This window comes from Rhizobium phaseoli (assembly GCF_010668805.1).
Taxonomy (GTDB): Bacteria; Pseudomonadota; Alphaproteobacteria; order Rhizobiales; family Rhizobiaceae; genus Rhizobium; species Rhizobium phaseoli_A.
The window spans coordinates 171,322-194,465 of sequence record NZ_WUFT01000013.1 but is presented as its reverse complement, the minus strand read 5'-3'; the positions used below and the strand labels follow the sequence as shown (position 1 = coordinate 194,465).

The following is a 23,144-nucleotide window of genomic DNA, read 5'->3' as shown; positions in this document are numbered from 1 at the left end:
CACAAGAAAGCAGAGGAAGAAAATGGGACAGGATCTGTCTGGAAAAGTCGCGGCCGTCACCGGAGCGGCATCGGGTATCGGCCTCGAATGCGCCAAGGCCCTGCTTGCCGCCGGCGCCCGAGTGGTGCTGGTCGATCGCAACGAAGAAGCCTTGAAGGAGATCTGCTCGAAACTCGACGCGAACGCCATGCCGCTGGTCATCGATCTCACCGATCCGAAAAGCGTCGAAGGGATGATGCCGCAGATTTTGGAGAAGGCAGGCCAATTGGATATCTTCCATGCCAATGCCGGCTCTTATATCGGCGGCGAGGTCCTGGGTGGCGACCCCGACGCCTGGGACCGGATGCTCAACCTGAACGTCAATGCCGCCTTCCGCTCGGTGCATGCCGTGCTGCCGCATATGGTCGAGCGCAAGACCGGGGATATCATCCTGACCAGTTCCGTCGCCGGCATCATCCCGGTCGTCTGGGAGCCGATCTACACGGCTTCAAAACATGCCGTCCAAGCCTTCGTTCATACACTGAGGCGGCAGGTGGCAAAGCATGGCCTCCGCGTCGGGGCGGTCGCGCCAGGCCCCGTGGTCACCGCTCTTTTGAGCGATTGGCCGCAGGAGAAGCTTGATGAGGCACTTGCCGCCGGCGGCCTGATGGAGCCGAAGGAGGTGGCCGAAGCGGTGCTTTTCATGCTGACGCGCCCGCGCAACGTCACGATCCGCGATCTCGTCATCCTGCCGCAGAGCACGGATATCTGACGATTTTGCACCGGCTCTGAAAATCACGGAAGGAAACGAAGATGATCTTCGATAGGTTTCGCTTAGATGGACAGGTGGCGCTGGTGACCGGCGGCACGCGCGGCATCGGGCTTGCAATCGCCGAGGCGCTCGGCGAGGCGGGCGCCAAAGTCCTCATCACGGGAAGGACGCGCAATGCAGCGGCGGAGGGCCGGCTCGCCGAGGCGGGTGTCGATTGCGATTTCGTCGCCGCCGACCTGATGAAAGACGATGCCGCCGACGCGCTCGTCACCGAGACGCTCTTACGGGCGGGCCGGCTCGACATTCTCGTCAATAATGCCGGTATCGCCATTCATGGCGACAGCGGTGAATTCTCCGATGCCGTCTGGAGGGAGATCATGACCGTCAATGTCGACGCCGTCTTCCGCGCCTGCCGCGCAGCACTCGCCCCGATGCGGCGCCAGGGCAGCGGCGTCATCCTCAATATCGGCTCGATGTCGGGCATCGTCTCCAACATTCCGCAAAACCAGGTCGCCTACAACACCTCCAAGGCGGCGGTCCATATGATGACCAAGAGCCTGGCGAGCGAGGTCGCCGCCGAGAATATCCGCGTCAACGCCATCGCACCCGGCTATATCGAAACCGATCTGTCGCGCGGCGGCATCGATAATCCCGACTGGTTTCCGACCTGGCGCAGCATGACCCCGATGGGACGAGTCGGGCAGCCGGAAGAGGTGGCGGGGGCTGCCTTGTTCCTCTGCTCGGCAGCGGCAAGCTATGTCACCGGCGAAGTGCTTGTCATCGATGGCGGCTATACCACGCGGTGATGAACGGATCCTGAGCGGGGAGAGCGCCCGCCGCTTGGCGCGCGAAGCACATTCACGCATGGGCGGCACGGGCTCACTTCAAGCAATCGAGCATCCACTGGACGCCAAAACGATCGGTGAGCTTGCCGTAATAGCTCCCCCATGGCTGGACCGCCAGCGGCGTCGTTATCCTACCGCCTTCGGCCAGTCGGGCGAAAAGCCCCTCGGTCTTGTCGCGGTCATCCACGATCAGCATATGGGCGGAGCCTCGCATCGGCTCGGCATCGTGATTGTCGGAGGCGAAGAACAGAATGCCGGGTCCTTCGAAACGCGCATGCATCACCTTGCCCCGCACGGCTTCGCTGGCAACGGGCATTCCATCTGCCCCGTGGCGCTTCAATAGCGAGACCCGGCCAAGCCCGCATTCGGCATAAAAGGCCAGTGCCTCCTCGCAGCCGGTGGAAAAGAACAGATAGTTGGCAAGCTGCATGGGCTGGCTCCGTCGCGCCGCCAGAGGGCGGCGCATTGCTGTGTCAAGTCTGAGGTTTCGCACATGCGCCGCAATCGTTACAACGCGGCGGCCGCACCCTGGATGGCGCCGGCGAAGTCGGCGTTGCTGTAGCTGTCGCCGGCAATTCCCCACGCACCCTCGGGGGCATAGACGATGTTCGACCATATATGCTCTCGCTTGAGCCGGCCTTCGGCGGCCTGCTCGACGACATCAGCCGCTTTTTCGATGAAGGCTTGCTTCGCTTCGGCGCTCGCCAGCGCGATCTCCGGCAATTTAAGTTCGACGAACGCCGCAGCGATCGGCTTTCCCGCAGCAAGCACGTGCTCGCGCGGCAGCACGTTGATCGTGCCGATGACATTGGCGGTCATGAAAGCGTTGCCGGTCAAACCGGCGACATCAAGCAAGGCGTCCGTCAATCCGGCAAACGCTTGCGCCTCGGCCTCCGGTGATAGCAGGCCTTCCGGAACGGTGAGTGTGATAGGCATCGGATATCTCCCTCTTTGAATCGTGACCGCTTGTGATATACCGATCACTCTTTATAGATACACAGCGAGCGCTCTCTTAGCAAGAGATAAAGAGAGATCACTCTCTATATGAGGTTTTCATGCGTTACAGCGCCGAACACAAACTGGAAACCCGCGCCCGCGTTGTCGCCGCCGCGGGACAGGTCTTCCGCCAAGACGGCTATGGCGGTGCCGGTATCGATGCGCTGACGAAGGCCGCCGGCGTGACAAACGGAGCTTTCTACGGACATTTCAAATCGAAGGCCGAAGCCTTTCGCACAGCCGTGCTGGACGGCCTCGAAGAGCTGCGGCAGGGAATCGCTGCATTGAAGACCAATCAACCGAAAGACTGGCTAACAACCTTCGTCGGCTACTATCTCGGTTATAAAAGAACCTGCGATCTGGGCGAGAGCTGTGCTTTGCCGAGCCTCTCACCCGACGTGATGCGTGCGGACGATGAAACGCGAAGCGCCTATACGGCAGAGATCAAACGCCTCGTCGAAGAAGTCGCCGCCGGCCTGCCGGAGATAGACGGCCGATCCGGAATCGTGCGGGAAGACCAGGCGATCCTGCTCCTCGCCATGCTGAGTGGCGGTGTTACCCTGGCGCGCGCCGTTTCCGACCCGACACTCTCCGAACGCATCGCAGATGTCATCGCGCAGGCTGCGTTGACAGCGATAGAGCCTCGAAACTGATCGGCATGCGGCGATGGTTGCGAGAACTACACGGGCATGGTGATTTCGAACTCGGCACCTGCGCCGGTCGTCGGCAGCAGGCGGATCGTTCCGCCATGCGAGCTCAGCATGGCGCGAACGATGCCGAGACCCATGCCGGTGCCGCCCTGTTCGCGGCGGGTTGAAAAGAACGGCTGAAAGACATGTTGGCGATTTGCCTCGGAAATACCGCCGCCGTCGTCTCGGACGAGAACAACGGTTGTCCGGGCATCGGCTGACGCGCTGAGTTCCAATAGCGTGGCGCCATGCTGAAGGGCATTCTCGGCGAGATTGGCAAAAACGATGCCGGCTGCTTCCCGGGGAAGAGCAACCGATACGTCCGTATCGCCTGTGCCGGAGATACCGAGGGAGGGAAATTGCCGGCGCAGCGAGGACAGGATGTCCATGATGCTGCTTTTGCCCTCGGCCAGAGGAGTTTCTGCTTGGGCAAGTTCCCTCAGCCGCTGCAACAGCGCATCGAGCCGGGCTGCATCGACGACGATATTATCGAGAAAGTGCAAACGCTGCGCCTTCGTCATCGCCTTTTCGGAATCGTCGTCACGCAAAAGCTCCGCCGCACCGCGGATGGCCGTCAGCGGCGATTTCAGTTCGTGGGAGACATGGGCGGCAAAGGAGCGGACATATTCGGTGCGATCGACCAGTCTTCCGGCAAGATCGAGGAAGCTTTGCGACAGGACGGCGATCTCGCGCGTTCCATAGCTCTCAAGCGGCCGGATTGCCCGCTTACCGCCGCGGGCGATCTCGTCCGTGCGGGCGATCAAGGCGTCGATCGGGCCGGTGATGGTGCGCGTCAGCACATAGGCGACGCCGAGCGTCAGTATGAAGACGACGGCGAGGGCGACCATTTCCGCCGGCGCCATCCGGTTCGAACTCACTTCCACGGCGCGGAACCAGATGACGATCAGGATCGGCAGCGCCATGACGGCGAGAAGCACGACATAGACGATCAGCGCCAGCGTCGGGCGCCATTTCGGCCTGACTTTCGGTGCCAGCATCAGGCCTTCCTCCCGCTTTCACTGCCGAGCTTGAAGCCGATGCCGTGCACCGTCGCGATGATCCCCTGGCCGCCGGCCTCCAGGAACTTGGCCCTGATGTTGCGAATATGGCTGTCGATCGTCCGGTCGGCGACATAGGTTCCGGCACCATAGGCCGCCTCCATCAGTCGTTCACGGCTGAAGACCATGTCGGGGCGTGACAACAATGCGTCCAGGATGGCGAATTCGAGCACCGTCATCGAAATGGCGCTGTCGCCGAACATGACCGTCCTGCCGTGGCGATCGAGGCTGAGTTCGCCGGCGGCAAAGATGGCGTGACGCCTTTCAGGCCCGGCTTCATTGCCGCCGCTGCGCTTCAAGATCGCCTTGACCCTGGCGACGAGTTCGCGCGGGCTGAACGGTTTGGTGACGTAATCGTCCCCGCCGATTTCCAACCCCAGCACCCTGTCGATCTCCTCGTCGCGTGCGGAAAGAAACAGGATCGGCAATCCCGATGTCTTGCGGATCTGGCGGCACACTTCCAGACCATCCATATCGGGCATGCCGATATCGAGAATGATCAGATCGATGTTGGCGCGCCGGAATGCCGTCATCGCCTCGGTTCCGCTGCGGACCGCCGTCGGTGTCAGGCCGGCGCGCTCGAGGGCGAAGCAGATCACATCGCGGATGTGAGGTTCGTCATCGACGACGAGAATTCGGGGCGCCATCACCAGTCCTGCGTTGTTTGTCGTGCTTGTTGTTATCGTTCTCGCTCTATCTTGCAATGGCTGCAGGAGACAGAAGATAGGTCTCCAGCCGCGCCCCCCGGAAGGTCCAGTTCCGCCAGTCGCGCCGGCGCCGCTCGAAATCCCTGACGAGATAGTACCGAATCGCCAGTGCCTGGTTCCTCTTGTCGATCAGCTGATCCGGCAACATGCGGAGATAGAGATCGATCGCCGGAATGGCGGAAGGGCCAAGCGAGGAGAGATAATCGAGATCGAGCGGCGGGCCTTCCGCAGTGATTTCCTGGCTGTGGGCGACATTGAAGCGGGCGATAATATCAGGGAAATCAATGAAGGCGCTGATGTAGACGACGACAAACAGAGAGGCGAGATTCATCGCGATCAGCCATGCGTTGGATCGGCTGAGCAGAATGCGCAGCAGGATCAAGAAAAGACCGATGGCGACGAGGCCCATCCACAGACCAGCGGCGACACGCAATTCCGTCAGCGAGTAGACCTCGACGTAAAGCCCAAGCCGCAGCATCGACGACAGGCAGAGCAGAATATTCTGGCCGATCCAGGCGTGGACGAGGCCGCGGATCAGCGGGCTCTGATCGCCGGGACCGCCGCGCCGCATGGCGACCAGCACGAACCCGGCGGCGAGAAGCGCTGTCGCAATCAGCGGATAGGCGCCGCGATGAGCATATTCGGCATGGCTCATGTGATCGGGCAGATCTGCGCCGCCCCAGAGATAGACGAGATCGAGGAGCGTCTGCACGGCAAAGAGCACGTTGAACAGGACGAGCGCCCGCAACAACGAGGCATAACCGAGCGGCGCATTTCTGGTGGGCACGATCATGAAGGCCCTGGCCTGCGACCTTGCACCGCGGCGCTTGAGGCGCGGCCGCAACATTGCCCAGACCACAATAGCGACGATCATCCAGAAGCCGATCCGCCAGAGATCGAGGAACTGCAGCAGAACGGCAAAATCGATGCTGCGCAGAGCGATCTCGATAAGTGGGTTGGCCGCAGCAAAGAGAGATACGAAGACCGCTGCAAGAATGAGCGGCATGATCCAGAGGGCGATGCTCTGTCGGGTTCCGGCGAAAGAGAAATGTCTCCCCGGTGTCGCAAGATATTTCCTGATATCCTCCGCAAGCCGCAAAGGAACGATAAGGGCGAAACGGAAGAAAACCAGGGGCAGGGCGGACAGGCGACGCGGCAGGAGCCTGGCGCTGACGAGCGCAACCGACATCAGGGCGCCGAGGCTAAAGGCAATGCCCGAAAGCGAAGGCGATTCCAGCAGCGGCGCCGACGCCAGAACCGAAAAGCCGAGCAGTATGATCGCTAGCGAAAGCCGAGGTCTTTTCCTGGCCGAAAGCAGAGTGGCGGCGCAGACGGCGAGCGCAAAAAGGAAAAGATTGATCCCGGGTTCATGGCGAAAGATCAGAAAATCTGAAAGCGCCACGAGCGCCAGCAACCCCGCCATCCGGCGACTGCCCCGCCTCATCGGCATTGCTTCCGTCAGGATATCTGTTGTGTCCATTGCTGCTCCTCTCGCAGATGCGGCTTTTCGATCGTCGTGAGCATGACTGCCGAACTCGCATGGGAAGGCGGGCCTTGTGTCCCGCACGTCTCCGTCAGCCACCAACCGTCGTTGCGAAGGCGGTTCGGCAAAGCGGGAGGTGTAACGCGGGGCGGCATGTCGTTCTTGCTCATGGCAGGAAGATGCCGCGCCGGATTGCAGATTTTGTGCAGAGAGTGAGGAGCAATTCAGGAATCGCCCGCGGGCCAAAACAGCCGGGAAAGTCTCGCGAGATCGTATCGGGCGTGAAAGCGGTTTGTCATTTCCGCTTCTCGACGAGGCCCCCGGTAGCCGAGGACGGCGCCGCACTCATTTCAGCAATCGGGGAAAGCAACCCGCAGAGCGAACGCGCGTCACCCAATAGAAGGGAGGTTTATCTGAACCTCGGTGCGCGCCTGGCATTGTGGAGCAGTTCGCAGGCGGTCGCGAATGGCCCGAAAAGTTTGAGCAACAGCGCCTGTTCCTCGGCATCTATCCGATGGCGAGCACAGTACTCGGTTACGGACCAGACTTTCGTCAGCTCATCGGTCTCAATTTGCTTGGGTTCGATGTGTTCGGTCAAGGGCGTGTCCTCCGAACTTCGAGACTACGCCTCCCCGGCATTTATAAGAACTAGCTAAAAAGAATTATATCGACCGAATATGTCAGGTGCCGCCACGTCCCGCATCGAGAGAGGCAGAAATATGAAAACGCCCGCCGATTGCGCGGCGGGCGTTGTGTCATGCTGATCTATAGATCAAGCGATATGGGGAACAGCATCCGTGCCGGTGATGTTGAGGGTCACCTTGGCAGTGTCCGTGTGGCCGTCACCATCGGAGATCTTGTAGTAGCGGAGAACTTCCGTGACCTGATCGCCAGCAGCGATGTCGTGCGTCAGGTCGTAGGTGAATGAGCCGTCGGCCTTGACGTGGAACGTACCATAGGTGCCGGCAACGTCGGTGGTTGCGCTCGCGTTGCCGTCGACCTTCGTGGTCAGGAACTGGCGGAGGAACATCTTGCCGTTGTCGCCGGCAATGTCGTTGTCCAGAACGTTGCCGCCGATGGCATGGCCTTCGGTGAAGCTGTAGACATCGTCAACTGCGATCGGCTTGACCTGGGTTACGCCCTGAATGTTCAGGGTGAACAGGCCGACGTCGGTATGACCGCTGCCGTCGGAGATCTTGTAGGAAACTTTTTCCTGGTACGATTCGCCGTTGGTAAAGCCGATCTTGGCAGCATCGCTCAGGACATAGGTGTAGCTGCCGTCCGGCTTGACGAAGAACGTGCCGTAGTCGCCATGGATTTCGGTGATCTGGCTGTTGCCGCTTTTGGCGCCAACGGTCTCGCCGTCGAAGGCGCGCAGGAAAAGGTGGCCATTATCGGATGTATCGTTGGAAAGGAGATTTCCGGAAATAACGTCAGTTTCTAGAAATGTTGCACTATCATCAGTTGCGTGTATCGGCGAAGCCATTGCTCTCTCCTCGAATTGTTATAGATGGGCCAGGTTCGACCTCAGCGAGCGGCTCCTTTAACAACCTATTAATACTGCAAGTCAATGGGTTATTTAACGAAAGGTTAATTTCGCCACCGATATCGGCGTTGCTTATTTCCTGGGCGAATAATTTCGTTTTCACGCCAAATTGAAGAAAATTCGACCGATTCTATACCCGGCTAACTTGAACATCAGCAATGAATATATCTAAGGATGATTCCGGGCGCCGAACCGAGCCATCCGGGTCAGCTGTTGCAATCGCGCGCTCCGCCAACTATTTTAGGGCTAAAGCGGAAGTCGAAGCCGTCGCCGGCTTGGGAACGAGACGCTTGTACATCGGCTGAATCGGCGCACGCCCTTGAGGCAGCGCGATGGTCAAATCCACAACAATCGATGAAGCCGGCAATGGCCGGTAAAGGATTTCTTTTTGAACGACACAAAGACAGCCACCGCGATTGCGGTGGTGAACTCGCGTGAGGGTGACGAGGCCGTCCGCCGCGCTGGCAGGACTTGGAAACCATTTCCGTGCCTTCTCACCCGCCGCGAGTTGCAGGCGCTCATCGCCGAGCAGCTCGGCTGAGCGCCCCTTACATAGGAGAATTCGAAATGCAGGTACTCGTCAGAGACAACAACGTCGATCAGGCCCTCAGGGTTTTGAAAAAGAAAATGCAGCGCGAAGGGCTGTTCCGCGAAATGAAGGACCGGCGCGCCTATGAAAAGCCCTCCGAACGGCGCGTCAGGCAAAAGGCGCAGGCGATCAGTCGGCATCGTAAAGCCGCACGCAAGAAGCTGCAGCGTGAAGGCCTGATCGCCGGGCCGAAGCGGGCGGCCGCCCGTTAGCGGCCATCTCGGCCTTCCCAGGCTTCGATGACCTACATTCCCCGGAAAGGACAGACAATGGACGAACTCAATAGCCTCACCGTTTCAGAAGAACGCCTCGAGGATTGCCGCGATGTCGTGGAACCAGATCTGCAGGATCTGATCCAACGCGCATTGACCTCTGGCTTTTCCCGCGAGGAAATCCTCATCGCTGTCAGCGAACTGGTCGCCGAAGACTTCGCAATCGTCATGGAAACTCCAAGCGTGCATTGAGGAACAAGCGCAGGGAAAGCGTCAGTGGTCGAGTTTGCGGAACATTGACCTCGGCGAATGGTTACCTCGTCTCCTCCCACACAAATGGAGATGACGATGGCCGAGCATGACGATGCGACACGGGTATGGGAACTGATCGACAAAATAGGGTTTTGCATGCTGACGACCCGCAGCGGTGACGATCTTCGCGCCCGCCCGATGTCCGCCTATACCGCGCAGCTCGAGAACGCGGTCTATTTTCTGACCGATGTGGCCAGCCACAAGGATGATGAGATCGCCCGCTGGCCAAATGTGTGCCTCGCCTTTGCCGACACCAAAGGACAGAAATATGTTTCCGTGTCCGGGACGGCCGAGGTGCAGAACGATCGCGAGAAGATCAGGGAATTATGGGCAACGCCGGCCAAGGCGTGGTGGGACAATCCCGACGATCCTTCCATCCGCATCCTCAAGATGACCCCGTCTTCGGCCGAATACTGGGACAGCCCAGGCACGATCATCAGCTATATCAAGATGGCCGCCGCAGCGGTCTCGAACAGCAAACCTGATATGGGCGACAATGCCGAGGTCAAGCTTTGACGCGTAGAAGCGCTGTTCAAGCCTGATTGGCCGTGGCCTTGACGAACTCGATAAATGCCCTGAGCGGCGCCGGCACCAGCCGACGTCCAGGGTAATAGAGAAACGGCCCGGAAAAGCGCTGCCACCATGGTTCGAGGATGGGCTCGAGAGCGCCGCTGTCAATATACGGCCGCAGCCAGTCCTCGAAAACGCAAATGATCCCTGTGCCCGATATCGCTGCATCGATGGTAAGATCGGTCGCGCCGCCGACCCTGACGATCAAGGGTCCTGAAGGTTCGACGCGCACCACCTCGCCATCTCGTTCGAATTCCCATGGCGTCGTCAGTGCACCACTGGCAAAACGGCCCAACAGACACGCATGGCCGAGCAACTCGCTTGGATGTTGCGGCCGGCCATGGCGGTCGAGGTAATCGGGGGAAGCGGCGGTGGCAAAGCGCTGAACACGCGGGCCGATCGGCACGGCGATCATATCCTGCTCCAGTCGTTCGTCATAACGGATGCCGGCGTCGCACCCGGCAGCAAGCACGTCGACGAAGCTCTCGTCGGCGATCACCTCGAGGCGAATGTCGGGATAGGCGGCCAGGAATGGCGGAACGATGGCGGGCAGCACCAGCCGCGCCGCACTGACCGGCACATTGAGCCGCAACGCACCGGCCGGCCTGTCGCGAAATCCGTTGACCACATCGAGCGCCGACTCCACTTCGGTCAAGGCGGGGCCGAGCCGTTCCAGCAGGCCTTTGCCGGCTTCGGTCGGCACGACGCTTCGTGTCGTGCGGTTGAGCAGCCTCACACCGAGTTCGGCCTCCAGCCGGCGCACCGCCTCGCTGAGGAAGGAAGCACTGCCGCCGCTTGCACGCGCGCCCTCGCGAAAACCACCGGCCCGCGCCACGGCAAGGAAGGCATTCAGATCACCCAAATCGACTTTCACTGTTCGCCACTCCGCACAGCCTGTGCGGATTGTACCGAATTATCAGGCGCGCCGACAACGCCTATCTTGTCGTCAACTCTTGAAAGGAGTGAGATCATGTCCATTATCGATCAGGCCGGCACCTTCAATCTCGGCGACCGCAGCATCAAACGGCTCGGCTACGGCGCCATGCAGCTTGCCGGACCCGGCGTGTTCGGCCCGCCCAGGGATCACGGCGCGGCCTTGGCCGTGCTGCGCGAGGCGGTTGCGAGCGGCGTAAACCACATCGACACCAGCGACTTCTATGGTCCGCACGTCACCAACCGGATCATCCGTGAAGCGCTCCATCCCTATCGTGACGACCTCGTCATCGTCACCAAGATCGGCGCACGGCGCGGCGCGGATGGATCATGGATTCCGGCCTTCTCGCCAGAGGAACTGACGGCGGCAGTCCACGACAATCTGCGTAATCTGGGCCTGGACGTGCTTGACGCCGTCAACCTCAGGCTCATGTTCGATGTTCATGGCCCTGCCGAAGGGTCGATCGAAGCACCCCTGACGGTGCTTGCCGACCTCCAGCGGCAGGGACTGATCCGTCACGTGGGCTTAAGCAACGCCACAGCGAAGCAGATCGCCGAAGGGCGCGGGATCACCGAGATCGTCTGCGTGCAGAACCAGTACAATCTCGCGCATCGGGCCGACGATCGCCTGATCGACGAGCTGGCCCGCGAGGGCACCGCCTATGTGCCCTTCTTCCCGCTCGGCGGCTTCACACCGCTGCAGTCGTCCAGCCTGTCCAATGTCGCCGTACGCCTTGATGCCACGCCCATGCAGGTGGCACTCGCCTGGCTGCTGCGCCGCGCCCCGAACATCCTGCTGATCCCGGGCACCTCGTCCGTCGGCCATCTCAAGGAAAACCTCGCCGCTGCCGCGCTTGTTCTGCCGGATGAGGCTGTCGACGAACTCAACCAGATCGGGAACATCGCCGCCTGATCGCATTCAAAGGCCGCGAGCTACCGCTACACCACGCTCACACGTGGTGTAGCTGAGCCGAGAACACAGCGACGCCGCAATCCGCTCGTCATCCGGCAGTGAAGGCCGGTATGGTTATACCTTCAATAGCGCTCCGGCACTAGCATTTCAGACGCAACCGGCGCCCTGTTGTAATCGGCATGGCGGATGCGATCCGGCAACTCGATTTCCGGTTTCGGAACATCCTCGTACGGGATTTGTTCGAGAAGATGGGCGATGCAGTTCAAACGCGCCCGTTTCTTGTCCACCGCCTGCACCACCCACCAGGGTGCATCCTTGGTGTGCGTCCGCGCCAGCATTTCTTCCTTGGCCTTGGTATATTCCTCCCAATGGACGCGACTTTCCATATCCATCGGTGAAAGCTTCCATTGCTTCAGCGGATCGTGGATACGCATCTTGAAGCGGAATTCCTGCTCCTCGTCGGTGATCGAAAACCAGTATTTGATCAGCACGATTCCGGAACGGACCAGCATCCGCTCGAATTCAGGCACCGAGCGGAAGAACTCCTCGAGTTCATCGGGGGTGCAGAAGCCCATCACCCGCTCGACACCGGCGCGGTTGTACCAGCTTCGGTCGAAGAGCACCATTTCGCCGGCTGTGGGAAGATGCGGGACATAGCGCTGGAAATACCATTGATGGCGTTCCCGTTCGGTCGGGGCGGGCAACGCAACCGTCCGGCAGACGCGTGGATTGAGCCGCTGGGTCACCCGCTTGATCGCGCCGCCCTTGCCGGCCGAATCGCGGCCTTCGAACAGCACCACCACCTTCAACTTCGTGTGCTGAACCCAATCCTGCAGCCGCACCAACTCGTGCTGCAGCCGAAAAAGTTCCCGGAAATAGGTCTTTCGCTCGAGCGTCGGCTCCGCAGCTTCCGACATTCCTTCGGCGACCAGATCGTCCAGCCGATCTTCCTCCATCTGCATTTCCAGCTCTTCATCGAAGCTGTCGGCGATTTCGGCCTTTATCCGGCTGAGTTGGTCCTGATGGTTCTGAGACATGGGCTTTTCCTTCCTGCTTTTTTTGACAGGAGCACGCCAGTACGAAGGTTATATGACGACCACTGATCGAAAGCTGAAACGGTTCCTCACCCTCTCTCGTTCCAAGCGCGCCTAAAGCTGTCCCGCCCGGTATTGGGAGACAAGATTTCGGCAGGCGCGGATCGTCAGGGCCATGACAGTGAGTGTGGTGCCGGCGATGCCGCTGCCGGGGAAGGCGCTGGCGTCGGTGACGATCAGGTTCGGGACATCCCAGACCTGGTTGTAGGGGTTGAGCACCGAAGCTTCCGAGGTTTCACCCATGCGCGCGCCGCCCGTTTCATGGATTGCCGCACCCATGCACATGGTCTTGCGGAACCAGCTGCGGAACATGAAGCGGCTGAAGGCATCGGCCTCGGGAAAGGCGCCTTTGCCCATCTCCTTGAGGCCGGTGGGCGAACCGATGAATTCAAGATCGCCGCCGACCTCGCTGATCATGGCGATCAGCGTCTCCTCCTGCCGGCGAAGCAGCGCCTGCTCCTCCGCCTGCATCACGCAGCGGATATGCGCAACGGGAATGCTCCAGGCGTCCTTGCGCCTGACATCGAGCGTAATGCGATTGTCGGCATAGGGCAGCATGCGGCCGAAACCGAAGAAGGCGAGACGCGCGTCAGTGTCGCCGGAGACAGGTGCCCGGCCGACGCTTCCCTGGTAGTCGAAATCGCCGCGGGCGGGATCGCCCTCGCCGAAGCGGGGGATGAAAATCCCGCCCGATGGATTGTAGAACGGATCCGTCGGGGCGGAGCCATCGGGCGCCCAGCCCTTCGCCTTCGAAAAGGAACCGAAGGCGAGGCAGGGAAGCTGGTCCATGAAATAGCGGCCGAGAGCGCCCGAGCTGTTGCCGAGCCCATCGGGATGTCTCGCCGAAGCCGAATTCAAGAGCAGCCGTACGCTCTCTATCGGCGAGGCGGAGAGAACCACGGTCGCGGCGCGGACCGTCGATAGTTGCCCGGTGTTGCGATCGATGAACTCGGCGCCGGTGGCACGTCCGGTTTTCCCGTCGGTGGTGATGCGGCGAACGACGGCATCGTAGCGGACCGTCAGCCTGCCGGTGGCCTTGGCGTCCCTGAGCGGTCGCGGCATGCGTTCGGCATCCGGCGCGATGTAGCGCCAGGAGACCACGTGCCTTCCCGGCCAGCGGCTTTCGACCGCCTGCTTGAAGATCTGTTCGGCGGGCGTCAGGCTTGCCGGTTTCGCATAGACACCGTCCGGCAGGGTCGGCACATCGTCCTTGTTGCCGTAGAGCCCGAGATAGGTCTCCACTTCGTCGTAGAAAGGCGCCAGTTCGCCATAGGAGACCGGCCAGTCAACGCCCTTTCCGGCGCGTGATCGGATCTTGAAATCGTCATCGGTCCAGCGCAGCAGCACGCGGCCAAAACTGTGGAGGCGGCCGCCGCCCTGGCGGCCACGGATCCAGAGGAAAGGCTCGCCCTTCGGCGTGGTATAGGGGTTCTTGCGGTCGTTGACGAAGAAGTGGCTGAAGCGCTCGGTAAAAAACGCCGCCCGCGCCTGGATCGGCTGGCCCTTGAGTGTTGCCCGCGCACGCTCCCAGATATTGATGCTGCTTGCAGGCGCCTTCTTGCGGGCGGGATCGAAATCCTTCGGCCCGACGGCGGGGCCGGCCTCGAGAAGCAGCACCGAAAGGCCCTGCGCCGTCAGTTCTTTGACCGCGAAGGAACCCGCCGCGCCGGAGCCGGTCACCAGCGCATCGTAGACAATCTCAGACATTTCCAAATCCTGTCCTGGAGCAATTGCTCAAAACCGCGCGCAACGTGCCGGCAATTGCGGGAAAACAACGGGACGGGGCATCACAGCCGCGATCCGTCGGCGCCAAAGAGCGACGCCTTGGCGATATCGAGCCCGGGAGCCAGGGCATCGCCGGGCTGCAGGGTGACGTCGCCCATCAGCCTCAGCGAGAGGCTTTGATCCGCCCAGTCGAACCAAACGACGGCGTCCGAACCCATCGGCTCGACGACGGAAACACGGCCGGGAATGATGGGCAGGCTGCCTGCCGCCCCATCGAGCACAAGATGCTCAGGGCGAAAGCCAAGCGTTGCCGGACCTTCCGCCGCGCCTGCGCTAAAGGAATAGCCGGAGAGATCGACGGCGAGCCCCTTGCTCAGGAAGAGCGGCGGGGCGGCGGCGCGCTCGATCCTGCCCTCGATGAAATTCATTGCCGGCGCGCCGATGAAACCGGCAACGAAGAGATTGGCCGGGCGGCGATAGATCTCAGCCGGCGAAGCGAGCTGCTGGATCACGCCGTCGCGCATGATGGCGATGCGATCGGCAAGAGTCAGCGCCTCGACCTGATCATGGGTCACGTAGATCATGGTGTTGCCGAGGCGCTGATGCAGCTTCTTGATCTCGACGCGCAATTCGTTGCGCAGCTTGGCATCGAGGTTCGACAGCGGTTCGTCGAAAAGGAAGACATCGACTTCGCGTACCAGCGCCCGGCCGATGGCGACGCGCTGGCGCTGGCCGCCGGAGAGCTCGGCAGGGCGCCTGTCGAGTAGCGCGTCGAGATGGAGGAGGGCGGCCGTGCGGGCGACGCGGGCCTCGATCTCGGGTTTCGGCAGACCGGCGACGCGAAGGCCGAAGGACAGGTTCTTGCGGACCGACATGCGTGGATAGAGCGCGTAGGACTGAAAGACCATGCCGATGCCGCGGTCCTTCGGCTCCTCCCAGCTGACGTTCTTGCCTGAGATCCACACCTCGCCTGCTGTAATGTCCTGGAGGCCGGCAATGGCGCTCAGAAGCGTTGACTTGCCGCAGCCGGAAGGGCCGAGCAGCACCAGGAATTCCCGCGGGGCGATATCGATCGACAGCTTCTCGATCACCGTATGGTCGCCATAGGCGATCTTCAGGTCCTTGACGGAGACGGCAGATTGCATGGAAGCATTACCCCTTGACTGCGCCGGCCGCGATGCCGCGCACGAACCAGCGGCCGGACAGGAAATAGATGGCGAGCGGAACGATGGCGGTCAGGATCGTCGCCGCCATGTTGACGTTGTAGGTCCGCTCGCCCATCGTGGTGTTGACGATATTGTTGAGCTGCACGGTCATCGGCAGGTTGTCGCGCCCGGCAAAGACCAGACCGAGCAGGAAGTCGTTCCAGATGCCGGTGAACTGCAGCATCGAGACCACCACCACCATCGGCACGGCGATCGGCAGCATGATCTCGAAAAAGATGCGCCAGAAGCCGGCGCCGTCGACGCGCGCCGCCTTGCAGAGCTCCTCCGGCACGCTGACGAAATAATTGCGGAAGAGCAGCGTCACCAGCGGCAGGCCGAAGATGACATGAACGAGAATGATGCCGGCGAGCGAATTGTAGAGATCGATATTCGCCATCGCCCGGACCATCGGATAGAGGAAGATCTGGTAGGGGATGAGGCCGCCGGCCATCAGCAGGCCGAAGAGTAGATTTGCCCCGCGCGGCCGCCAGAGCGATAGCGCATAGCCGTTGACGGCGCCGATAAAGACCGAGAGCGCCACCGCGGGAAGGGTGATTGCCACCGAATTCCAGAAGCCGCTGCGAATGCCGACGCAGACGGTCCCCATGCAGGCGCCCGACCAGGCGGTCGTCCAGGCGGAAAAATCGAGCGTCGCCGGCAGAGCGAAGATCTGCCCGAGCCGGATTTCCTCCATCGACTTCAGCGAGGTGACGACCATCGTGTAAAGCGGCAGAAGAAAGAAAAGTGCGGCAACGACCAGGAAGGCATAGAGGCCGATGCGCCCCGCGGTGATCTGTGCCGGCTTCGGACCGTTCGGATGAGGACCGGCCATCACGCGGCTCCCTTGGCTCTGTCGCGCATGTGCATCGCGTAGCGGAACGGCGCGACCGCGATGATCACGCCGAGGACAAGCACCGTCGCGCCGGCGGTGGCAAGGCCGAGGTTCTGACGTCCGAACAAATTGTCCATGATGAATTTCGCCGGCACCTCCGTCGCATTGCCGGGGCCGCCGTTTGTCATGGCGACGACGATGTCATAGGTCTTGATCACGCCCATGGCGAGCAGCATGCCGGCCGCGGCCAGCGCCGGCCCGAGCTGCGGCAGGACGATCGAGACATAGATCCGCCAGACCGGAATGCCGTCGATCCGCGCCGCCTTCCATTGCTCGCCTTCGATGCCGCGCATGCCGGCGAGCGCAATGACCATCACCAGCCCCGCACCCTGCCACACGCCGGCAAGCACCAGCGCATAGATCGCCATGTCACGATTGACCACCCAGTCGAGGATAAAACTCTCCCAGCCGAGCGAACGCACGCTCGCCTGGATGCCAAGGGTCGGATTGAGCATCCATTGCCAGATCAGCCCGGTCACCACGAAGGACATGGCGTAGGGATAAAGAAATATGGTTCGGAAGGCGCTTTCAAAACGGATCTTGCGGTCCAGCGCCGCGGCCAGCAGGAAGCCGAGCAACAGGCAGCCTGCGACGTAGAGCACGCCGAAGATCAACACGTTTTGCAGCGATGCGAGCCACTTGGCGGAAGCAAACAGCTTCGAATACTGCGCAAACCCGACATAGGTCGAGGATGGAAAAAGCGTCGAATTGGTGAAGGACAGGCGGATCGACCAAGCCATGGTGCCGATGAAGACCACGACCGCGACGAACCATGTCGGCAGCAGCGCGATGGTGGCGGAAAGATTGGGCTTGCGTTTGATGGGCATCGGCCAGCTCGTTGACGGAAGGAAGCAGGGCGCACGCCACCGCGCAAGGCAGCGGCGTCGGCCGCGGCGTCGGGATCAGGCCGACGCCACAGGCACTATTCTACTCGAAGACGGCGAAGAAATTCTCGGCCCCAGTAGCTGCATCGTTCCCGCCGCCGCTCCAGTATTCGTCGACGAAATCGTCGAGCGCGCCGACCTGCTGGGGTGTGAGCACGATCGCCTGATCCGGGACGATCGCACCAGCAGCCATCAGCTCGACACCCTTCTGGGCGCAGACATCAAGCTTCGACTTGTCGACGTCGGTGCGCATCGGAACCGAGCCCTTCTTCAAGGCGAATTCGACCTGCACCTTCGGGTCCATGACGACTTCGGCGAGAAGTTTCTGCGCCTTGTCGGTCGCGGCCTTGCCGGTCTTCGGGAACCAGAGGGAATCGGCGATGTAGACCATGCCCTTGGACTCCGGCACGATCATGCAGCCATAATCCTTGCCCGGTTCCTTGCCGGCAACGGTGAATTCGCCCTTTGCCCAGTCGCCCATGAACTGGACGCCGGCCTTGGCGGTGATCAGCATGGCTGTTGCGTCGTTCCAGTTGCGGCCGGCGGCACCCGCATCGACATAGCCGCGCAGCTTGCCGAGAATTTCGAGGGTTTTCTTCACGCCGTCCGTGGAGGCCTGGCTCTTGTCCTTGTCGACATAGATCTTCAGGAAGCCGTCGATCCCGACCTGCGAGAGCAGGATCATGTTGAAGACCTTGGTCTGCTGCCAAGGCTGGCCGCCCCAGGCGACGGGAACGATGCCGGCAGCCTTCAGCTTGTCGAAGTCGGCGAAGAACTCGTCCCAGGTCTTTGGCTCCTCGGCGATGCCTGCCTTGGCGAAGGCTTCCTTGGAATAAAAGACCCAGCTTTCGCCATGGGCGCCGGTCGGCGCAAGATAGACCTTGCCGTCATAAGAGATGAGATCATGGATCGATTTCGGCAGGACGTCGGCCCATTTGCCGGCAGCGGCGACGTCGGCGATCGGATTGAACAGACCCTGGTTGATGAAATCCGCCGCCGCGAGGCCGATGACGCCCTGCTTGGCGCCGGGCGCGTCACCGGCGACGATACGGTTCTGGAAGGCGGCATCGGCCGCGCCGAAGCCGGCGATCGAGGAATCCTTCCAGACGCCGCCGCGCTTTTCGAACTCGGTCTTGATGACGTTGAGGGCTGCCGCTTCGCCGCCCGACGTCCAGGACGACATGATCTCGATTGTCGGTTTGTCCTCGGCATGCGCCGAAGCGAAGAGACCGGCGAATGCCACGCCGGCAAGAAAAAGCTTCATCATTGTCTTCATTGTTCCACCTCTTGAAAATGCCCTCTTTGCGGGGCGTTCGTTGTCTTGGGAATAATCGTCAGCGATAGATCGGCAGGAGCGCCTGCCGGACGAGCGTGAGCCCGTTGGCGATGTCGCGGACGGGATCCGGCGCGGCATCGAGTTCGAGAATTGCCCAACCTTCATAGGCACGGTCGCGTAGCAGCCGGATCCAGGCCGGCCAGTCGACCCGGCCAAGGCCGAAGCTGCAGAAGTAAGGCTGGTGGCGATCGTGGATATGCTTGTCGATCGGCGTGTCGGCGGGCATGGGCCCGATCGCATCCTTCCAGTGGGCGATGATCACGCGCTCGTGGTGGCGATCAACAAGCTGGATGGGATCGGAGCCGGCTACGATGATATGGGCCGTGTCCGGGCACATATGCACGTAGGCTGGGTCGGTCAGCAGCATCATCAGGTCGACGTCGCGTGCAGCGGCAAAGATGGAGTGCGCCTCGGTGTGCAGCGCCAGCCGCACGCCCCTGGCATAGAGGGTCGCGCCGAGCCGGTTCAGGAAATCGGCGATCACCTTGGCGCGGTCGAAATCGTAAAACTGCACCGGCTGGGCGCCGAGCGTTTGGCGAAGCGGCGCACCGATCACCATGATGTCGCTGCCGCAGGCTTTCAGGAAGTCGGCATAACGCTCCGCCTTGTCGATCAGCGCGCGCTGGGCTTCGGGCTCGGCGAAGTCGCCCGCCGCCTCCAGTTCGGCGAAGAAGCCGCTGCAGAGCGTCAGGCCGCGTCTTACCAGCTCGGCTGCAAAGGCATCGACGGAACCATAGGTCTTGATCGCATCCTGCCAGTTGAACGGAGAAAAGGTCAGCTCGACGCCGGTGACCCCGGAGGCCTGGACGCTGTCGAGAATCTTGTCCCAGAAGGCGCGCGGTTTGCTGCGCGCATAATCGATGATCGCGTCATGGCTATCGACACCCCAGAAGCCGGGATCGAAGAACGTCACGAGATCGACGCCGAAGCGGAGCCTATCGCCAGTAGCCATATCCATTCCATTTCTTAAGGGCATGACCTACCCGCGTGCGGAAGAGTGGTTCCGCATTCAATAAATCATGAACTTTCAACACATTAAGGAATGGCAATCGTTTGCCATGCCTAGATGATAATCAAGCTGGTTTTTTAAGCAAGCGATTTTTGGCAAACGTTTGCAATAAATCGCCGGCTGCCTTAGAGTTGCAAATCGAAGCATCCGGGAGAATGAAACAAACGTGAATAGAAACAGGGATGTGGCCGTAGAGGAGCAGTCGGGTGCGCTGATGGCCGACGTCGCGCGGCTCGCCGGTGTTGCGATCTCCACGGTCAGCCGCGCGCTCGCCAATCCCGGACGGGTCAACGAGAAGACGCGCGCCAAGATCAACGCGGCGGCCAAGCAGCTCGGCTATACTCCGAATGCAATGGCACGCGGTCTCAGGGTCGGCAAATCCAACATCATCATGATCATTCTGCCCGGATCGCTCTATTATGGTGTCTCACAAATCATTCCGCAGGTCCTGCAGAGCATCAACAAGTCGCTGATCCAGGGCGGTTACAATTTGATGATCGCCAACCTTGATCGCGACGAGATTTCGGAGCGGCACATTCTCGACCTCGCCTTCGGCGGCAGCGTGCGCGGGGCCATCATCCTGTCGTCGAAGCTTCCGGAGGTCGATGGGCGCTCGCTGGCAAGTTCCGGCCTGCCGATCGTTTCGATGCTGCTCGACATGAGCGATGCGGGCCTGCAGAGCGTCGTGACAAACGACCGTGAGGCTGTGCGCGACGTGACGGCCGAGCTGATCCGGCTGGGCCATCGCCGGTTCTTCTACCTTGCGGGACCTGAAGGCAATTACCATGACGTCGAGCGCTATGGCGGCGTGCTCGAGGCGCTTGAGGCAGCCGGCCTGTCGAAGGAGGCCGTGCGTCGCTCGGGCGGTCGTCTCGACTATCAGCATGGTTTCGACATCGGCGTGCAGGCGGCGGACGATTTCGCTGGATTGGATGAGAAACCAACGGCGGTCATCGCCACCAGCGATGACATGGCCATTTCATTTGTCAGTTGCATCAAGCGCACAGGCTTGAGCATTCCCGATGATCTGTCCGTCGTCTCCTTCGACGGTTCGCCGGTCTGCGAATTCTCCTCGCCGCCGCTCTCGACGATTGAGCAGCCGGTGGAAGAGATGGGCCGCGCGGCAGTGGATCTGCTGCTCGACGCCCTTGGCCAAAGCCAAACCCCTGCTTCTGCGCCCACCGTCATCCGCAGCAGACTTATCCTGCGGGAGAGCGTTGCCCCTCCGAAGAGTTGACGAAGGCGTAACCGGTTCGGGCATCCCGTACAGAAACGCCGGGCCGAAGCGCCGTGCGCAACTTCTCGCTGCCGTAATCCGCGACATAGAAGCTCTCCGGGAGTTCTTACAGCCGAGAGGGAGATTTTAGTTGTCAGTAATACGATCGTCCGGCAACATTACCGGCTAGCTTCTCGAGTTGAACAGTATTGCCACCAGCACGTTGGGGAGACGGGCATGTGTGCAGAGCTTGTCGAGCGTCGATTGACGGCTATTCTGGCTGCCGATGTGGTGGGATACAGCCGTCTCCTGGAGGCAAACGAAGAGGAGACGCTCAATGCCCTTCGCCAGCATCGCCGCGAGCTCTTCGAACCGGCTGTCACGACCCACGACGGGCGTATCATCAAGGTGATGGGTGACGGCTTCCTAGTCGAGTTCGGCAGCGTGCTCAGTGCCGCCCGATGCGCAGTCGATATCCAGCGTGGCATGCTGGAGCGCAACATGGGGATTCCAGCCGACAGGCACTTTGCGTTTCGAATAGGCTTGAATTTGGGCGACATCGTCTTCGACGCGGATGACTTTCATGGGGACGGCATTAATGTGGCGGTCCGGCTGCAAGCCCTTGCAGCTCCTGGCGGCATTGCCTGTTCGGCGGCGGTGCGCCACGAAGTCGGAAACAAACTCGGCCTCGATTTCGCAGACCAGGGCGAAAAGACCGTCAAGAATATCTCTCGTCCGGTGCACGTCTATTTTGCCGATTGGGGCAATATCGCCTCCGGTGAAGGGGTGCCGCTTGCGGCAAACGGCCACACGCAGGCACCCGTCAACAAGCCATCCGTGGCAATCCTGCCATTTGCCAACATCAGCGACGATCCCGCCCAGGAGTTTTTCAGCGACGGCATCACCGAGGACATTATCACTGATCTATCGAATGTTTCGGGCCTGTTTGTCCTAAGCCGCAACACTGTCTTCACATGGAAAGGCCGGAGCGAGAACCTGCAGCGCATCGCCCGGGAACTCGGGGTTGCCTATGTCGTGGAGGGCAGCGTCCGCAAGGCCGGCAACCATGTGAGGATCAATGCCGAATTGATCGACGCTGCCAGCGACGGCCACCTCTGGGCGGCGCGTTACGACCGCGACCTCACCGATATCTTCGAAGTGCAGGACGACATCACCAAGGCAATTGTCGAGCAACTCAAGGTCAAGCTGCTGCCGGAGGAAAAGCAGGCAATCGAGCAGGCGCCGACAGAGAGCGTCGAAGCTTATACGCACTTCCTCAGGGGGCGCGAATACTACCATATTGCCTCGCGCTCAAACCATCTGATGGCCAGGCAGAGCTTCGCCCGAGCCATCGAACTGGATCCGAATTATGCCCGCGCCTATGCGGGCATCGCGGTTTGCGATGCGCGTCTGCGGTCTCAGTTCGGCGCCGAGATTCCGGTGGAGGACATTCTCGCGAATACGACGATGGCACTCGTTATCGATCCCAACCTGGCGGAGGCCCATGCGGCCAAGGGATTTGCGTTGGCAGTAGCCGGCAATCGCACCGAGGCGGTTTCTGCGTTCGAACAGGCTTTGTTGCTCGACGCCGATTGCCACGAGGCAAATCGCTACTATGCCGAATTTTGCGTCACCGAAGGTCAATTCAAACTCGCTGCGACACACTTTCAGCGTGCGATGGAAATCAAGCCTGCCGATTATGGTGCGCCGATCATGCTTGTGAACGTCCTTCGTTCGCTCGGGCAAACAGACAAGGCCAGTAGCTATGCTCGGATCGCGTTGAAAAAGGCGGAGGAAGAACTGCGGCGACATCCGGAGAATGCCAATGTTGCCTGTCTTGGGGCGACGGTGCTCGCCTTTCTCGGTGTCCGCGATCAGGCTCTGGAGTGGTTGGCCCGCTCTCTGGCCACGGATCCCGATGATATCAACATTCAGTACAATGCCGCCTGCACTTATGCACTGCTTGGCGAGATTGAGCGAGCCATAGACTTGCTCGAGGTCTGGATGCCTCAGGTCGGCATCGAGATGCGGCTGTGGTTCAAGAACGATTCCGACCTCGATTCCATTCGCAGTCACCCGCGCTATTTTAGGTTGATTGAGATGCCAGAATAACGCCCGGTCCATTTCGGCAGGCCAGTTTCTAATTCTATTTTATTACTTGCTAAAATTCTTGCGAGCG

The 23,144-nt window shown here is 60.8% G+C and carries 25 protein-coding genes; 10 read left to right on the top strand and 15 right to left on the bottom strand.

Annotated features, from left to right (window positions below; all coding sequences use genetic code 11):
* Nucleotides 1-22: 22 nt before the first annotated feature.
* On the top strand, nt 23-751 hold the full coding sequence (locus GR197_RS21165) for an SDR family oxidoreductase (RefSeq protein ID WP_141335718.1): 729 nt from the start codon (nt 23-25) through the stop codon (nt 749-751).
* 41 nt (nt 752-792) lie between these two features.
* On the top strand, nt 793-1,557 hold the full coding sequence (locus tag GR197_RS21160) for an SDR family NAD(P)-dependent oxidoreductase (RefSeq protein WP_141335717.1): 765 nt from the start codon (nt 793-795) through the stop codon (nt 1,555-1,557).
* Between the two features lie 73 nt (nt 1,558-1,630).
* On the opposite strand, the gene GR197_RS21155 is transcribed toward GR197_RS21160, so the two are convergent.
* Both GR197_RS21155 and GR197_RS21150 read right to left on the bottom strand, forming a co-directional pair.
* Nucleotides 1,631-2,026 carry a VOC family protein gene (locus tag GR197_RS21155; protein WP_141335716.1) on the bottom strand — a complete coding sequence of 132 codons (396 nt, stop codon included), beginning with the start codon at nt 2,024-2,026 and terminating at the stop codon, nt 1,631-1,633.
* A 77-nt stretch (nt 2,027-2,103) separates the two neighbouring features.
* Nucleotides 2,104-2,532, bottom strand: a complete 429-nt coding sequence (locus GR197_RS21150; protein ID WP_141335764.1) for a tautomerase family protein — start codon at nt 2,530-2,532, stop codon at nt 2,104-2,106.
* A gap of 119 nt (nt 2,533-2,651) precedes the next feature.
* Here GR197_RS21150 and GR197_RS21145 point away from each other — a divergent pair, with 119 nt between their 5' ends.
* Nucleotides 2,652-3,245 (top strand): TetR/AcrR family transcriptional regulator, encoded by a 594-nt coding sequence (locus tag GR197_RS21145; protein ID WP_141335715.1) that lies wholly within the window; start codon nt 2,652-2,654, stop codon nt 3,243-3,245.
* Between the two features lie 26 nt (nt 3,246-3,271).
* Here GR197_RS21145 and GR197_RS21140 read toward each other — a convergent pair whose 3' ends face one another.
* The 5 genes from GR197_RS21140 to GR197_RS21120 form a co-directional block, all read right to left on the bottom strand.
* Nucleotides 3,272-4,279, bottom strand: coding sequence for a HAMP domain-containing sensor histidine kinase (locus GR197_RS21140; protein ID WP_141335714.1), 1,008 nt, complete (start codon nt 4,277-4,279; stop codon nt 3,272-3,274).
* Nucleotides 4,279-4,986 (bottom strand): response regulator, encoded by a 708-nt coding sequence (locus GR197_RS21135; RefSeq protein WP_141335713.1) that lies wholly within the window; start codon nt 4,984-4,986, stop codon nt 4,279-4,281. The genes GR197_RS21140 and GR197_RS21135 overlap by 1 nt, the downstream gene beginning before the upstream one ends.
* Nucleotides 4,987-5,032: 46 nt before the next feature.
* Nucleotides 5,033-6,526 carry a DUF4153 domain-containing protein gene (locus GR197_RS21130; protein WP_164013045.1) on the bottom strand — a complete coding sequence of 498 codons (1,494 nt, stop codon included), beginning with the start codon at nt 6,524-6,526 and terminating at the stop codon, nt 5,033-5,035.
* Nucleotides 6,527-6,938: 412 nt separating this feature from the next.
* Nucleotides 6,939-7,127, bottom strand: a complete 189-nt coding sequence (locus GR197_RS21125) for a hypothetical protein (protein ID WP_164013043.1) — start codon at nt 7,125-7,127, stop codon at nt 6,939-6,941.
* A gap of 174 nt (nt 7,128-7,301) precedes the next feature.
* Complete coding sequence (locus GR197_RS21120; RefSeq protein WP_141335710.1) at nt 7,302-8,015, bottom strand: Ig-like domain-containing protein; 714 nt, start codon at nt 8,013-8,015, stop codon at nt 7,302-7,304.
* A 448-nt stretch (nt 8,016-8,463) separates the two neighbouring features.
* Between GR197_RS21120 and GR197_RS32070 the strand changes: the two genes are divergently transcribed.
* From GR197_RS32070 to GR197_RS21105, 4 genes are all read left to right on the top strand, one after another.
* On the top strand, nt 8,464-8,616 hold the full coding sequence (locus GR197_RS32070; RefSeq protein ID WP_204330317.1) for a hypothetical protein: 153 nt from the start codon (nt 8,464-8,466) through the stop codon (nt 8,614-8,616).
* Nucleotides 8,617-8,642: 26 nt separating this feature from the next.
* Nucleotides 8,643-8,876: a 30S ribosomal protein S21 gene (gene rpsU, locus GR197_RS21115; RefSeq protein ID WP_141335709.1), complete on the top strand. Its 234-nt coding sequence runs from the start codon at nt 8,643-8,645 to the stop codon at nt 8,874-8,876.
* A gap of 57 nt (nt 8,877-8,933) precedes the next feature.
* The gene (locus GR197_RS21110) at nt 8,934-9,128 is read left to right on the top strand and encodes a hypothetical protein (RefSeq protein ID WP_071092481.1); all 195 of its coding nucleotides are present in this window, start codon (nt 8,934-8,936) and stop codon (nt 9,126-9,128) included.
* A gap of 96 nt (nt 9,129-9,224) precedes the next feature.
* Nucleotides 9,225-9,704: a pyridoxamine 5'-phosphate oxidase family protein gene (locus tag GR197_RS21105; RefSeq protein WP_141335708.1), complete on the top strand. Its 480-nt coding sequence runs from the start codon at nt 9,225-9,227 to the stop codon at nt 9,702-9,704.
* Between the two features lie 16 nt (nt 9,705-9,720).
* On the opposite strand, the gene GR197_RS21100 is transcribed toward GR197_RS21105, so the two are convergent.
* Nucleotides 9,721-10,632: a LysR family transcriptional regulator gene (locus GR197_RS21100; RefSeq protein WP_141335707.1), complete on the bottom strand. Its 912-nt coding sequence runs from the start codon at nt 10,630-10,632 to the stop codon at nt 9,721-9,723.
* A gap of 96 nt (nt 10,633-10,728) precedes the next feature.
* Between GR197_RS21100 and GR197_RS21095 the strand changes: the two genes are divergently transcribed.
* On the top strand, nt 10,729-11,604 hold the full coding sequence (locus tag GR197_RS21095; protein ID WP_141335706.1) for an aldo/keto reductase family oxidoreductase: 876 nt from the start codon (nt 10,729-10,731) through the stop codon (nt 11,602-11,604).
* Nucleotides 11,605-11,726: 122 nt separating this feature from the next.
* On the opposite strand, the gene ppk2 is transcribed toward GR197_RS21095, so the two are convergent.
* The 7 genes from ppk2 to GR197_RS21060 all read right to left on the bottom strand — a co-directional run bounded on the left by ppk2 (nt 11,727) and on the right by GR197_RS21060 (nt 19,692).
* Nucleotides 11,727-12,641: a polyphosphate kinase 2 gene (ppk2, locus tag GR197_RS21090; RefSeq protein ID WP_141335705.1), complete on the bottom strand. Its 915-nt coding sequence runs from the start codon at nt 12,639-12,641 to the stop codon at nt 11,727-11,729.
* 111 nt (nt 12,642-12,752) lie between these two features.
* Nucleotides 12,753-14,405: a GMC oxidoreductase gene (locus GR197_RS21085; protein ID WP_164013041.1), complete on the bottom strand. Its 1,653-nt coding sequence runs from the start codon at nt 14,403-14,405 to the stop codon at nt 12,753-12,755.
* An 80-nt stretch (nt 14,406-14,485) separates the two neighbouring features.
* The gene (locus GR197_RS21080; protein WP_164013039.1) at nt 14,486-15,568 is read right to left on the bottom strand and encodes an ABC transporter ATP-binding protein; all 1,083 of its coding nucleotides are present in this window, start codon (nt 15,566-15,568) and stop codon (nt 14,486-14,488) included.
* 7 nt (nt 15,569-15,575) lie between these two features.
* Nucleotides 15,576-16,460 (bottom strand): carbohydrate ABC transporter permease, encoded by an 885-nt coding sequence (locus GR197_RS21075; RefSeq protein ID WP_141335702.1) that lies wholly within the window; start codon nt 16,458-16,460, stop codon nt 15,576-15,578.
* A complete protein-coding gene (locus GR197_RS21070; protein WP_141335701.1) occupies nt 16,460-17,347 on the bottom strand; it encodes a carbohydrate ABC transporter permease in 888 nt (295 codons plus the stop codon). Before GR197_RS21070 ends, GR197_RS21075 begins: the two co-directional genes overlap by 1 nt.
* A 100-nt stretch (nt 17,348-17,447) precedes the next feature.
* The gene (locus GR197_RS21065; protein WP_141335700.1) at nt 17,448-18,680 is read right to left on the bottom strand and encodes an ABC transporter substrate-binding protein; all 1,233 of its coding nucleotides are present in this window, start codon (nt 18,678-18,680) and stop codon (nt 17,448-17,450) included.
* A 58-nt stretch (nt 18,681-18,738) separates the two neighbouring features.
* A complete protein-coding gene (locus GR197_RS21060; protein WP_141335699.1) occupies nt 18,739-19,692 on the bottom strand; it encodes a sugar phosphate isomerase/epimerase family protein in 954 nt (317 codons plus the stop codon).
* 223 nt (nt 19,693-19,915) lie between these two features.
* Between GR197_RS21060 and GR197_RS21055 the strand changes: the two genes are divergently transcribed.
* Together GR197_RS21055 and GR197_RS21050 are read left to right on the top strand one after the other, a co-directional pair.
* The gene (locus GR197_RS21055; protein WP_141335698.1) at nt 19,916-20,986 is read left to right on the top strand and encodes a LacI family DNA-binding transcriptional regulator; all 1,071 of its coding nucleotides are present in this window, start codon (nt 19,916-19,918) and stop codon (nt 20,984-20,986) included.
* Between the two features lie 216 nt (nt 20,987-21,202).
* Complete coding sequence (locus GR197_RS21050; protein WP_141335697.1) at nt 21,203-23,077, top strand: adenylate/guanylate cyclase domain-containing protein; 1,875 nt, start codon at nt 21,203-21,205, stop codon at nt 23,075-23,077.
* Nucleotides 23,078-23,144 lie beyond the last annotated feature (67 nt).